This is a genomic window from Streptomyces sp. DSM 110735, from assembly GCF_016482685.1.
Lineage (GTDB): Bacteria > Actinomycetota > Actinomycetes > Streptomycetales > Streptomycetaceae > Streptomyces.
In genome coordinates, this window is record NZ_JACYHF010000018.1 from 1 (window position 1) to 12,871 (window position 12,871).

Below are 12,871 nucleotides of genomic sequence, written 5' to 3' on the forward strand. Positions count from 1 at the left end.
CGGGCGTACACGGCTTCCTTGCGGTAACCGACGATGACACCGACCTCGGTCAGACCCACCTCGGCGAAGTTGCCCAGCGTCAGGTCCAGGACCGTCAGCGACTCCTCCTCGCCCTCCGGGCCCACCGGCACGAGCGCCTTGGGCAGCGTGTCGGTGTAGGGGCGCAGACGCCGTCCGGCGCCGGCCGCCAGCACGAGACCTATCATCGCGGTTTTCTCCTTCGGTTCACGCGGCTCGCGTGCCGCCGCCCGGGTCGGACCGGCGGCACGAGGTGTCGGGGGGCCTTCCTACCGGGAAACGGCGGGAAAAGTCCCGTTGACGACCGTGTGGCCCTGCCGGGAACGGCAGGACCACACGGTGATCGGGGTGCGACTCAGCTCTCGTCGTCGGGCGCGGAGACCGTGGTGGTCTTCTTCGCCGTGGACTTGGCGGCGGCCGTCTTGGCGGTCTTGGTCGCCTTCTTGGCCGTCGTCGTCTTCGCGGTCGTCTTCTTGGCGGCGGTCTTCTTGGCCGTCGTCTTCTTGGCGGCCGTGGTCTTCTTCGCGGCCGCCTTCTTCGCCGGTGCCTTCTTGGCCGCCTTGCGGGCGGTCTTCTTGGCGGGAGCGGTCTCCTCGGCCTCGCCCGCCTCGGCGGGCGCCTCCGTCTCCGTCTCCGTAGCGGCCGACGGGACGACCACGACGGCCGTGTCCTCGGACGCGGTGGAGGCGGTCGCCCTGCGGACCGCGCGGCGGCGCGGACGCGCCGGGGCGGCGCTCTCGGCGGGAGCCTCCTCGGCCGGGGCCGCAGCCTCGGGCTCCGGCTCGGCGACCGGCGCGGGCACCGGTGCACTCTCCGCGACGGTCACGACGGTCGCCTCGGACCCGGCCGGGGAACCGGCGGGCGCCGACACCTTGCGGGTGGCCCGGCGGCGCGTACGGCCCTGGGGCGCGGACTCCTCGGTCACCGGCTCCTGGGCGGCGGGCTTCTCGGCCACGGCCTCCTGCGGCACCACCGGGTCCTCGGCGGCGACCGGTACGGCCTGCGCCTCGGCTGCCTGCTCCGGGCGCACGGCGCGCTCGGCCTCGGCGACGGACTCGGTGCGGTCCACCGGAGCCTCGGCGCGCGCGCCCCGGCCCTTGGCGCGACCGGTCTCGGCCTTGCCGTACTCCGCCTTGCCGTTCTCGGTCTTCGGCGCACCGGCGGCCCTGCGGCTCGTACGGCGGCGCGAGCGGCCACGCCCTGCCGCTGCCTCCGCCTCGGCGACGCTGCTGTACAGCTCCTCGTCCGGGGTGAACTCCGGCGCGGGCAGCGCGAGCGGCTCGGCGGCTTCCGCGGCCACCTCGGCGGCCGTCTCGGTCACCTCCGGCGCGGGAGCCTCGACGGCCACCGCGACGGCGGCACCCTCGTGCTCGTGAGTGTGGGCGTCGCCGCCCTTGCCGCGCTTCTTGCGCTTGCCGCCACCGCCGCCGCCACCGGCGAACGAGGGCTGCTCCATGTGGACGATGACACCGCGCCCGTTGCAGTGGACGCAGGACTCGGAGAAGGACTCAAGGAGGCCCTGACCGACGCGCTTGCGGGTCATCTGGACCAGACCCAGCGAGGTCACCTCGGCCACCTGGTGCTTGGTCCGGTCCCGGCCCAGGCACTCAAGGAGGCGGCGCAGCACCAGGTCGCGGTTGGACTCCAGGACCATGTCGATGAAGTCGATCACGATGATGCCACCGAGGTCGCGCAGCCGGAGCTGGCGCACGATCTCCTCGGCCGCCTCCAGGTTGTTCCTGGTGACCGTCTCCTCCAGGTTGCCGCCCTGGCCGGTGAACTTGCCGGTGTTGACGTCGACGACGATCATCGCCTCGGTCCGGTCGATCACCAGCGAACCGCCGCTGGGCAGCCAGACCTTGCGGTCCAGCGCCTTGGCGAGCTGCTCGTCAATCCGGTACGTGGCGAAGACGTCCGTCTCGCTGGTCCACTTCTGGAGCCGGTCGGCGAGGTCCGGGGCGACGTGCGAGACGTAGCCGTGGATCGTCTCCCACGCCTCGTCACCGCTGACGATGACCTTGGAGAAGTCCTCGTTGAAGATGTCGCGCACGACGCGGACGGTCATGTCCGGCTCGCCGTACAGCAGCGTCGGGGCGTTGCCCGTCTTCGCCTTCTTCTTGATCTCTTCCCACTGCGCCTGGAGCCGTTCGACGTCACGGCGCAGCTCGTCCTCGCTCGCGCCCTCGGCGGCGGTGCGCACGATGACGCCCGCGTCCTCGGGGACGATCTTCTTGAGGATGGTCTTCAGCCGGGCGCGCTCGGTGTCGGGCAGCTTGCGGCTGATGCCGGTCATCGAGCCCTCGGGGACGTACACGAGGTAGCGGCCCGGCAGGGAGACCTGGCTGGTGAGGCGGGCGCCCTTGTGGCCGATCGGGTCCTTGGTCACCTGGACCAGGACCGGCTGGCCGGACTTGAGGGCGGACTCGATGCGGCGCGGCCCGTTGGCCATGCCGAGCGCCTCGAAGTTGACCTCACCGGCGTACAGGACGGCGTTGCGCCCCTTGCCGATGTCGATGAAGGCGGCCTCCATGGACGGCAGCACGTTCTGGACCTTGCCCAGGTAGACGTTGCCGACGTACGAGGTGGCCTGCTCCTTGTTGACGTAGTGCTCGACGAGCACGCCGTCCTCCAGGACGCCGATCTGGGTGCGCTCGCCGTGCTGGCGCACGACCATGACGCGCTCGACGGCCTCGCGGCGGGCCAGGAACTCGGCCTCGGTGATGATCGGCACGCGGCGGCGGCCCTGCTCGCGACCCTCGCGGCGGCGCTGCTTCTTCGCCTCCAGGCGGGTCGAGCCCTTGATGGACTGGACCTCGTCGGACGGCTCGGCGGCCTTGCGGGGCTCGCGGACCTTGACGACGGTGCGCTCGGGGTCGTCGGCGGGGGCGTCGGCCGACTCGCCGGAGTCACCGGCACGGCGGCGACGGCGGCGGCGACGACGGCTGGAGCTGGAGCCCGCGGCGTCCTGCGCCTCCTCCTCGTCCTCCTCCTGCTCGGCGGTGTCCTCGGCGTCCTGCGCGGCCTGCTCGGCGGCCAGGTCGTCGTCCTCGCCGTCCGTGCCCTCCTCGCCCTCCAGGGCGTCACCACGGCGACGGCGGCGACCGCCCCGGCGGCGACGGCGGCGCGAACCGGACTCCTCGGAGCCCTCGGCGTCGTCACCCTCGGCCAGACCCTCGGCGGCCTCGTCGGCCTCCTCCGGCTCCTCGGCCTCGGTCTCGGTCGCGGCCTCGGCTGCCGGGCGGGTCTCCTCGGCGGGGGCGTTGCGGCGACGGCGACGGCGGCGCGAGCCGGACTCGGCACGGTCGTCGTAGGACTCGGCGCGGCCGGACTGCTCGCTCCGCTCGGTCGGCTCGGTCTCCTCCGGCTGCGCGCTCTCCTCCGCCTCGGCGGCCTCGGCGGCGGCTTCGGCGGCGGCGCGCTGCGGGGTCTGGAACCTCGGCTCGGTGAACACCGGCGCCCGGAAGACGGCCACGGCGGGGCGGGCGGGCTTGCGCGGGGCGTCGGACTCGGCGCCCTCGGCGGGCGCGGGCGCGGAGAACCCGCCCGCGGCCTGCCGCACGACGCGGCGGCGACGGCGCGGACCGTTCTCGGCGGCAGTCTGCGGCGCCTCGGTCTCCGCGGCGGCGGGCGCCTCGGCAGCGCGGCGGCGGCCCTTGCGGGGCGCCTCCTCGACCTCGGAGCTCTTCTCGGCGGCGGGCGCGGCGGACTCGCCGGTCTCGGCGGTCGCCGGGGCACCGGCGGGCGCGGACGCCCGGCGGGTGGCGCGACGACGGCTGCGCGGAGCGGTCTCCGCCTCGGCGGCGGGCGTCTCCTCGGCGGCGGGTGCCTCGACGGCGTCCGGAACCTCGGCGGCGGTCTCGGTGGCGGGGGCGGCGGCAGGCGCGGACGAGCGGCGCGTGGCACGACGGCGCGTGCGGGGCTCCGCCTCGGCGGGCGCCTCCTCCGCGCTCTTCTCGACGCTCTCCTTGACGACCGGAGCCTCGGCGGCGGGCGCGGTGTCGGCGGCCGTCTCGGCGGCGGCCGGGGCACCGGCGGGCGCGGAGGCGCGGCGCGTGGCACGGCGGCGCGCACGGGGAGCGGGCGCCTCGGCGGCCTTCTCGTCCTCGGCGTTCTCGACGTCCGCGTTCTCGCTGTTCACGTTCTCGGCCTCCACGCTCACCTGGTCGTCGTCCTTGTCCTCGGCCGGAGCGGAGGCGGCGGGGGCACCGGCGGGCGCGGACGCCCGGCGGCGGGTACGGCGCGGCGCGGGGGTCTCGGTGACCTCGGCCGGTTCGGCGGTCTCTGCCTTGGCGGCCGTCGTCTCCACCGGGACGACTGTCTCGGCGACCTCGGCGGCGGCCGGGGCTCCGGCGGGCGCGGCGGCGCGGCGGGTCGCACGGCGGCGGGGGCGGGCGGGCGCGGCCTCGTCGGGCGCGGGCGCCTCGGCGTCCCGCTGCGGCTCGGCAGCGGGCTCCTCGGCCCTGGGGGTGGCCGTGACGACCTCGGTGGGGGCCTCGGCGGCGGCGGGCGAACCCGCCGGCCGGGAGGCGGCTCGGCGACGCCTGCGCGGGGGCAGGGTGTCGCTCGGGGTGTTCAGTTCGGAACCCTCGTTGGGCTCGGTCGGTTCGAGCATCCGGGCATTTCTCCCGTCAGGCTCCCGGGCGCCGCGCCTGGTCCGGCACCGGCCTCTTCGGGCCGTCCGCCGTTGACGTCCGCGGCCCGCGCGATGCGCGATGGCCGCCGTCCGGGGCGCGGGCGCCGCACGGGAGCACTCCGTGTCCTGTCTCGCCGGTTCCGTACGCCTTGTCGGTACGGCCTGGCGAAAGTCTTCTGGTGGGTGCGCTGCCCGACCCAGGTGGCTCCCGAGTACGAGGGCGGCGCTACGGCGTGTGTCCTACACGGAACCTTCCGGCGTCGCCGCCGTCGCGGCGGCAGCCGGTGCGGCCGTCTTGGCCTGGGCTGCCTCGCGGTCGGGCGCGAGCGGGTCGGTCACCGTGCCGGTCTCTTCATCGAAAGGCCCCTGCGCCAGCCTGGTCACCGCTGCGGGGACCGGCGGCGCCAGGTCGGCCACGGCGCGGAGACCGGACAGGACGTCGTCGGGTCGTACGGCAGGCGTCACGTGCCGAACAACCAGCCGCAGTATCGCACAGGGGTGGTCTTCCGGCCTATCAGCCCGCGACTGCGTCTCCACGACCTCCAGGGAGGCGACGGCCGGGCGGCAGTCGAAGGTGCGCACGCCGTTCTTGGTCGTGCGCTGCACCTCGACCGTCCCGGCCGCGTGGAAGGCGTCCGCCGCGCGCTGGGCCTCCGCCGGGTCCACGCCGTCCAGCCGCAGCTCCCAGACGGAGGCGGCGAGCCGGTCGGCGAGGCCGGAGGTGTGGGCCTCCACCGCGTCGGTGATGTCCAGCCCGGCGGGCAGCGACCCGTCGAGCAGACCCCGCAGGGTCTCGGGGTCACGCGCCGCGGTCAGGGCGATCTCGAGGTACTCCGCCTCACTGCCCGTGCCGGTGGGTGCGGCATTGGCGTACGACACCTTCGGGTGCGGCGTGAACCCCGCCGAGTACGCCATGGGTACCTCGGCGCGGCGCAGCGCACGCTCGAAAGCGCGCTGGAAGTCACGGTGGCTGGTGAACCGGAGGCGGCCGCGCTTGGTGTAACGCAGTCGGATGCGCTGCACCGCGGGTGCGGGCGGTGGGCCTTCGGGCTGTCGCTTGCCCAGTGTCCTAGTCCTTCGTGAGTGCGGTCGTACTGCTACCAAGAGTACGTGTGCCGCGCTCGTGAGGTTCCCGCCGGTCCAGCGCGACCGGCTGCCGGGGGTCGCCGAGGAGCATCCGGCGCAGGTCCGCACGGGCCTGGCGGACGGTGTCGCGGGCGGTGGCCAGCGCCTGCCGCGAGGCGTGTCCCACGGCGCGTGCGACCTGGGCGGCGGGGCGCAGGACGTGGTCGCGCACGACGTGTCCGACGGGGGTGAGGACGGTGCGGTACGCCCAGCGGACCGGTTCCACGAAGATCCACCGGAAGAGTGTGCCGAGGGCGCGTCCGACCACGAGCGAGACGCGTCCGGCGATCCGCCAGGCGTGTCCGAGGGCGTCCGCGATCTCGCGGCCGAGGACGGCGAGCACCCGTCCGACGGGCGCCAGAACCCGGCGCCACAGCCACCGCGCGGGCAGCACCAGCAGGACGCGCGCGGTCCAGTACAGGACGGCGGCGACCCCGGTGACGACCAGGTCCGCGAGCCACGACACCCCGTGCCCGGCCGGGACGAGCACCCAGGTCCACAGCCAGAGCGCGGGCAGCACGAACAGCACGCGCGCCGTCCAGTACAGCGCGACGCCCACCCCGGTGGCGACGGCCCGCGCGCACCGGGCGACCGCGCGGCCGACCGGGGCGAGCAGCCAGGTGCAGAGCCACCGCGCCGGGACGACGAACAGATGGTGCCCCAGCCAGACCAGCGCCGCGCCCACGGCGCCCGCGAGCCACGCCGTCCCCCGCCCCAGCGGGGCGAGCACGCGCGCGTACAGCCAGCGCAGCGGCACCACCAGGAGGACATGACCGAGGAAGCCGAGCCCCTTGCCGACCGGGACCACGACCCACCGCCACAGCGCGACCCACGGCCACACGAAGAGCGCCCCGCCGAGCCACAGCAGCGCGCGTCCCAGCGGGCGCAGCACGGTGTCCCTCAGGAAGCGTCCGGCGACGGTGAGGGCGTCCCACACCAGCCGTACCGGCACCACGAGCACGAGCACCACGATCCGCACCGGAAGGCGGATCGCCACGGCGAGGCAGCCCTCGGAGGAGGCGGGCGCCGCGGGCGGCTTGTCCAGGTCCATGCACGTACAGACGCAGAAGTGGGCGCCATGGATGCCTGCGGGGTCGCCCTCCGCGTGTCGTCCCCGCGGGTGTCAGCCCTCCGCCGCCTCCGCCGGGACGGCACGCGCCTTGTACCGCTCCGGGTACCACTGGGTGAACCGCACGGCGCCCACCAGGAGCGCGATCGGCACGACCCAGTTGAACCAGTCGTCCTGGGCGGGGAAGTGGATCGCCAGCCAGGTGAAGAGCGTCATCAGGACGAAGGCGAGTCCCCACACCGCGGTCAGTACCCGGTTGATGTGTTTGAAAATGGGCGAGTCCCAGTACTGACGCGGCGTCGACTCGCGCGCGTACTGCGCGGTGAACGGGTCGGCGAACAGCGAGCCGAGCGCCACGAGGGCGACGACGCCGTTGGAGATGACCTGGGCGTACGTCTCCACCCACAGCAGCTCGTTCCTGCCGAGGGCGAGCGCGAGGACCGCCAGGACGGCGAAGAAGACGATGCCGGTCGCGTCGAGGATGCGGACCCTGCCGTGCCGCAGGTCCTGCGCGGACAGGGCGAGCGAGGCGATGAGCGCGGCGAGTGCCGCGTACTCCCAGGTGCTGGGGCTCGCGACGACGCCGAAGATGATCCAGGGGGCGAAGGAGAGGAACACGCTGCCCGTGCCGACGGGCTTCTTGGCGGGGGCCTTCGTCGCCGTCTGCTGGACCATGGGACTCCTCCGTCGGTCGCGGTCCCCTTCCTTCATGGTCGCGCCCGGTGGCCCGGACCGCACGCGCGCCGCCCGTGTGCGCGGGGCCCGTGCGGCACCTACCGTGGAGATGCGGTCCGGATGCACGGGGGTCGGCACGGTCTGTCCCGGGAGCAGCCCCCATGAGCTACCGCTTCAACGAGAACGACCAGTTCAACTACGAGGTCCTGCTCGCCCTCGGCTCGGTGTGGCGGCGCGGCGCCGACCCGGGCGAGGTGCTGACCACCGCCGCGGGGGTGGCCGACGGGGACGGCGCGGCGTGGTTCGACGCCTGGACGGATCTCGGGCACCGGGTCGCGGAGGACGCCGACCGCTGCGCGGCGACCGGGCATCCGCTCAGCGCCCGCGCCGCCTGGCTGCGCGCGGCGGGCTACTTCGGCACCGCGCTGGTCGCCGCCGACGCGATCGGGGACGACGGCGGGAAGCGGGCGGCCGAGGTCTTCGCGGAGCACCGCGCCTGCCTCGACCGCTTTCTGCACGCCTGCGACCCGCCCGCCGAGCGGGTCGCGATCCCCTACGAGGACACGACGCTGCCGGGCTACCTGGTCAGCCCGCCCGGCGCGGAGGACGACGCCCCGCTGCCGACCCTGATCGTCAACAACGGCAGCGACGGCCCGCTGACCGCCGCCTGGACCCTGCTCGGCGCGCCCGCCGTGGAGCGCGGCTACCGCGTCCTGCTCTTCGACGGACCCGGGCAGCAGTCGATGCTCTTCGAGCGCGGGGTGACCTTCCGGCCCGACTGGGAGAACGTCATCACCCCGGTCGTCGACTACCTCCTCCTGCGCCCCGACGTGGACCCGCGCCGACTGGCGCTGGCGGGGATCAGCCAGGGCGGCTACTGGGTGCCGCGCGCGCTCGCCTTCGAGCAGCGCATCGCCGCCGCCGTCGCGGACCCGGGGGTGGTGCGGGTGTGCGATAGCTGGTGGCAGCACCTCGGTCCCGATCTGCGCGGGCTGTGGGAGTCGGGGGACCGGGACGCGTTCGACGCGATCATCGGGGAGGCGCTGGAGCAGAGCCCGTCGCTGGCGGCGATGTGGCGGTGGCGGGCACGGCCGTACGGCATCGACACGCCGTACGACCTGCTGACCGAGGTGGCGCGGTACGACCTCATGCCGGTCCTCGACCGGATCACCACCCCGCTGCTGATCACCGACCCCGAGGGCGAGCACTTCTGGCCGGGCGCCTCCCGGCGGCTGTACGACGCGCTGCCCGGTCCCAAGTGGCTGGTCCGCTTCACCGAGGAGGAGGGGGCGCATCTGCACTGCGAGCCGCTGGGGCGGGCACTGTTCGAGCAGCGGATCTTCAACTGGCTGGACGCGCGGCTGGGGACTCCGGCGCGGATCTGAAACCGGATGCCGATCGCCATATTCGGACGTTGATCACGATCAAGGACACAGCCGGATAACCATATTGATCCGGACACGCCAACCTATGGCGCTCGACCACGGCCCACTGCTTCCATGGAGGCCGAAAACCAGAACCTTCGCTGGGGGGCGAGTATGCACTGGTACGTCGACGTCCTGAAGAAGTACGCCGTCTTCACCGGCCGCGCACGGCGGCAGGAATACTGGATGTTCTTCCTGGTCAACCTGATCATCGCGATCGTCCTGTCGATCATCGGGCGGGCCATCGGCACCATGGTCATCAGTTGGATCTACAGCCTGGCCCTCTTCCTGCCCGGTCTCGGCGTCGCCGTCCGCCGCCTCCACGACACCGGCCGCTCCGGCTGGTTCGTCCTCATCGGCCTGATCCCCTTCATCGGCTGGATCATCCTGATCGTCTTCCTGGCCCAGGAGGGCCGCCCGGAACCCAACGAACACGGCCCGAACCCGAAGTACGCACCCGCGGTCTGACGCCTCACCCGTCCGCGAGGAAGGGGCCCACCGGAATCTCCGGCGGGCCCCTTCCTCGCGCCGCACGCCACCCTCAAGTTCCCCTCAGAAACAAGCGCGTTCACTTGTAGTGAGCATGACGTACCCCTAGCGTCACGGGTGTCCGCCCCTGACCAAGGCGGGCGACGGAACACTCACGAGGGGGAAGCACATATGAGTTTCGGCATGGGCCGAACAGCCGTCGCGTCCGGCACCGCACTCCTGATCTGCCTGGGAACCACCGGTACCGCGGCCGCGGAGGAGGAGCCTCCGGCACCGACGGCCTCCGGCCCGGAACAGGCGGTGGAAACCGGCGAGGGGGTGGCACAGGACGACACCGACATCAATGACCGGGCCGACTGGGAGAGCGACGAGCCCGGCGGCGTGGTGAATCCCCGCTACTGCGACGGCCCGCAGACGTGGATCGAGATCACGTCGAAGAAGAACTATCACGTGGCGTCCTGGTGGAACGGCACGAAGTACAAGGACGGCCCCGGCGGCAGCATGACCGTCAGTGTCACCAGAGCCGGCACCATCTCCATGGAGATCTCGGCCGGCGAAGAGGCTGAGGCCAGCGTGGTGGTGGCGAAGGCGAAGGTCAGCATCAGTGCCAAGATCGCCGCGAGTGTGTCGGTGACGACCGGGCACACCTACACCCACGAGATCGCCAAGAAGAAGTACGGCCACCTCCAATACGGTTCGTGGGGCTACAAGGTCGGCTGGACCAAGTACCGGCGCAAGGGCAACGGCTGCGGCAGCCCGACGGTCGTGACCAGTGGTACGGCCACGCTTCCGACGAAGGAGACGGGCTGGAAGTACTGGGAGACGTCGTCATGAGGGCGCGGGGAGCATGGGTCCTCGTGGTGATGCTGGTGCCTGTGTGCCTGACGGGGTGTACGTCCGGTACCGGCGACGCGGGCGAGCCGCAGCACCGGGCGACCGCGTCCGCGCGGCCGGGCCGGACACCGGCGGGTGAGAAGAAGCTCGCGGCGCAGGCGCAGGCGGCGCTCGACGCGGTCAGCGCCCAGGACGCGTCCGCGGTCGAGTCGGGCGTGGAGCGCGTCTCCGAGGGTATTCACACCGAGCCCGGCACCCGGTCGGGAGGCGTCTACAAGCTCACCGTCGTCTGTGCCGGACAGGGCACGGCCAGGATCACGTTCACGCCGGGCAAGCAGGCGCGGGCGAAGGCCGTACCGTGCGATCGGTCCGAGGTCTTCGAACGCTTCACGGGGACGCGGGGCGTGCGGATCGACGTCGACGGCGACGCCGGGGCGACCGGCATGATCGCCTGGCGGATCAACAGAGTATGAGCCTCCGTCGCCCCGGCCTCTGCCGCCGGGGCGACGGAGCCCGTCTCACTCCACCGCGATCCCGTGGTCCGCGAGGAGGGCTGCCAGGCCGGTCGGGTAGCCGGGGCCGCCCAGGACGAAGTCCCAGTCGCCGGTGGGGCGGCGGCGGAAGGAGCCGAGGACCAGGGCGGTTTCGCCGGGGCGGCCCTCGGAGACCTCCAGGCGGCCGAGTTCGGTGAGGGCGGGGTCGAGGAGGCGGATCACGGGGGACGTGAAGCCCGAGAGGTCGGCGTGGGGGTCGGTCTCGGGGTCGACCGCCGCGACGAGGACCAGGCGGTCCGCCTCGGCGGGCAGGGCGTCGAAGGAGACGCGGACGGCGGCCTTGTCCGGAGGCGGGGCGGGGACCGAGCGGACCGAACCGTCCGGGGTGGCGGGGTTGTTGAAGAACACGAAGTGGTCGTCGCTCAGCACGCGGGCGCCCGCGCAGACCAGCGCGCACACGTCCAGGGCGACCTCGCCGGACCAGGACATGCCCAGCACGTTGTAGTCGCCGAGCGGTTCGGCGGCGGGGCGGGGCGCGCGCTCGCCGAGCCGGCCGCGCAGTCCGTGGCGGTGCAGCAGATCGACCAGTTCGGGTCCCGGGATCAGCTCCAGGGGCTTGCCCTGGGCGAAAGTGTGCGACCCGGGGCCGAAGCCCGAGGTGGTGACGAGGACGCCCTTGTTCGCGCCGGTGTCCTGCACGGTCCCGTACAGATCCCGCACCGCCGTCGGCGGGACCGTGTTGCGGTACCGCTTCACCTGCACGACGATCTGCCCGCCCCGGATCGGGGTGGGGTCGACGGCGTGCACGTCCACCCCGCCGTCGCCGGACCGCTCGGTCGTCACCGCCTCCATGCCCATGGCCCGGAACAGCTCCGCCACCAGCGACTCGAAGGCGATCGGGTCCATCTCGTAGAGGTCCGGCTCCTCACCGGTGTCCGACTCGCCGGTGTAGGACCGCTCGTCGGACCCGGTGCGCACGTCCTCCGGTCTACGGCCCGGTCGTACCGCCACGAGCTGGTCCGGGCGCGCCGACAGCCGCCCCTTCAGCGCCTCCGTCAGACAGCTCACCGGGTCGACCTGGGCGAGATGGAGACCGGTGAAGGTGGCCTTCGGCGCCATGACCGTCGCCAGGCAGATCAGCGCCTGCCGACCGGTCGCCGGGTCGTGGTCGTCCACCACGCCGTTCACCGCGACCGAGTCGAGCGCCTCGAACTCGTCGGCGGCGAAGACCTGTTGGGCGGCAAGGAGCAGGCACTGCGCGAGCACCTCGCGGTACAGCGTCCGCCGCTGCCCCACCGGACGCGGTGTCTCCTTCTCCTGGTCCAACGTGGGCATGTACCGCACCGACTTCGCCTCCGGCACCACGGCGAACCCCGGCAACTCCCAGTCCAGCACGAGCTGTCGGGCCACCGGGTCGTACGCCGCGCGCGGCACGCACGGGAAACCGCCGGGCCACGCGGTGGAAGCGCGCAGCGCGGCGCTGAAGTACGCGACCACCGCATCCGGTTCACCCCGCCGCACGCTCTCGGCAGCCTCCGCGACCCCGGCGTTGTGCCGCCGCACCTCCGCGAGCCGGACGGCGACCCGCTGCTCGTACTCCCGCCGGTGTACGGCGAGTTGGAGCTGACGCCGGGACTCCGCCGCCTGCGCCGCGAACCAGTCGTGCTCGAACCGGGTGTGCGCGTCCGCCTCCGCCTGCGCCCGCTGCGCCGCCGTCCAAGCGCCCCGCGCCGCCCGGTACTGCTCCCGGTCCGGCATCCGCACCGGCCACCCCAGCGGCCCAGGATCGAACGGCTCGACCTCCTCGGACCGCATCAGCCGCGCCACCCGGAACACCGGCGCCCCGCACCCGGCGGCCAGCAGCCCCCGCAGCGCGGTCACCCGCGCCTCCAGCTCCTCGGTACGCCGCCGCGCCTCCGCCTGCCGGAACTCCCGCTGGCTCTGCGCGACTTCCCGCTCCCGGGCCCGGTCCTGCCGCTCCCTCTCCCGCTCCCGCCGCGCCTCGTCCTCACGCCGACGCTGCTCCTGCCGCTGCGCCTCCGCCCAGACCCCCGCCAGACCAGCAGACCGACGCCCCATCCCCCAGCCCTCCCCCACACACCGGCTGCCC

General features: G+C 73.5%; 10 protein-coding genes. 4 read left to right on the forward strand and 6 right to left on the reverse strand.

Translation table 11 applies throughout. The features are described 5' to 3' along the window. The 5 genes from IF655_RS23785 to IF655_RS23805 all read right to left on the reverse strand — a co-directional run. Nucleotides 1–206, reverse strand: a 206-nt coding sequence (locus IF655_RS23785) for a sugar phosphate nucleotidyltransferase (protein ID WP_199587142.1), incomplete at its 3' end; no start/stop codon positions are given. A 167-nt stretch (nucleotides 207–373) separates the two neighbouring features. Further along, the gene (locus tag IF655_RS23790; protein ID WP_199587143.1) at nucleotides 374–4,630 is read right to left on the reverse strand and encodes an Rne/Rng family ribonuclease; all 4,257 of its coding nucleotides are present in this window, start codon (nucleotides 4,628–4,630) and stop codon (nucleotides 374–376) included. A gap of 261 nt (nucleotides 4,631–4,891) precedes the next feature. Next, entirely contained in the window at nucleotides 4,892–5,674 is a 783-nt protein-coding gene (locus tag IF655_RS23795; RefSeq protein ID WP_199587144.1) for a TIGR03936 family radical SAM-associated protein, read from the reverse strand. Nucleotides 5,675–5,720: 46 nt separating this feature from the next. Next, nucleotides 5,721–6,827 (reverse strand): hypothetical protein, encoded by a 1,107-nt coding sequence (locus tag IF655_RS23800; protein WP_199587145.1) that lies wholly within the window; start codon nucleotides 6,825–6,827, stop codon nucleotides 5,721–5,723. Nucleotides 6,828–6,899: 72 nt separating this feature from the next. Continuing rightward, nucleotides 6,900–7,520, reverse strand: a complete 621-nt coding sequence (locus IF655_RS23805) for a hypothetical protein (protein WP_199587146.1) — start codon at nucleotides 7,518–7,520, stop codon at nucleotides 6,900–6,902. 161 nt (nucleotides 7,521–7,681) lie between these two features. On the opposite strand from IF655_RS23805, the gene IF655_RS23810 reads away from it, so the two are divergent. The 4 genes from IF655_RS23810 (at nucleotide 7,682) to IF655_RS30895 (ending at nucleotide 10,740) form a co-directional block, all read left to right on the forward strand. Next, nucleotides 7,682–8,905, forward strand: coding sequence for a dipeptidyl aminopeptidase (locus IF655_RS23810; protein WP_199587147.1), 1,224 nt, complete (start codon nucleotides 7,682–7,684; stop codon nucleotides 8,903–8,905). 153 nt (nucleotides 8,906–9,058) lie between these two features. Then, entirely contained in the window at nucleotides 9,059–9,412 is a 354-nt protein-coding gene (locus IF655_RS23815) for a DUF805 domain-containing protein (protein ID WP_199587257.1), read from the forward strand. A gap of 192 nt (nucleotides 9,413–9,604) precedes the next feature. After that, nucleotides 9,605–10,267, forward strand: coding sequence for a hypothetical protein (locus tag IF655_RS23820; protein WP_206776347.1), 663 nt, complete (start codon nucleotides 9,605–9,607; stop codon nucleotides 10,265–10,267). Continuing rightward, a complete protein-coding gene (locus tag IF655_RS30895; protein WP_206776348.1) occupies nucleotides 10,264–10,740 on the forward strand; it encodes a hypothetical protein in 477 nt (158 codons plus the stop codon). Before IF655_RS23820 ends, IF655_RS30895 begins: the two co-directional genes overlap by 4 nt. 45 nt (nucleotides 10,741–10,785) lie before the next feature. Here IF655_RS30895 and IF655_RS23830 read toward each other — a convergent pair whose 3' ends face one another. Beyond that, nucleotides 10,786–12,840, reverse strand: a complete 2,055-nt coding sequence (locus IF655_RS23830) for a restriction endonuclease (protein WP_199587148.1) — start codon at nucleotides 12,838–12,840, stop codon at nucleotides 10,786–10,788. Nucleotides 12,841–12,871 lie beyond the last annotated feature (31 nt).

Excerpts from the sequence above, each read along its gene's own strand:
- IF655_RS23800 (WP_199587145.1), bottom strand. The coding sequence starts at position 6,827 with ATGGACCTGGACAAGCCGCCCGCGGCGCCCGCCTCCTCCGAGGGCTGC.
- IF655_RS23820 (WP_206776347.1), top strand. The coding sequence starts at position 9,605 with ATGAGTTTCGGCATGGGCCGAACAGCCGTCGCGTCCGGCACCGCACTC.
- IF655_RS23790 (WP_199587143.1), bottom strand. The coding sequence starts at position 4,630 with ATGCTCGAACCGACCGAGCCCAACGAGGGTTCCGAACTGAACACCCCG.
- IF655_RS23805 (WP_199587146.1), bottom strand. The coding sequence starts at position 7,520 with ATGGTCCAGCAGACGGCGACGAAGGCCCCCGCCAAGAAGCCCGTCGGC.
- IF655_RS23810 (WP_199587147.1), top strand. The coding sequence starts at position 7,682 with ATGAGCTACCGCTTCAACGAGAACGACCAGTTCAACTACGAGGTCCTG.
- IF655_RS23815 (WP_199587257.1), top strand. The coding sequence starts at position 9,059 with ATGCACTGGTACGTCGACGTCCTGAAGAAGTACGCCGTCTTCACCGGC.
- IF655_RS23830 (WP_199587148.1), bottom strand. The coding sequence starts at position 12,840 with ATGGGGCGTCGGTCTGCTGGTCTGGCGGGGGTCTGGGCGGAGGCGCAG.
- IF655_RS30895 (WP_206776348.1), top strand. The coding sequence starts at position 10,264 with ATGAGGGCGCGGGGAGCATGGGTCCTCGTGGTGATGCTGGTGCCTGTG.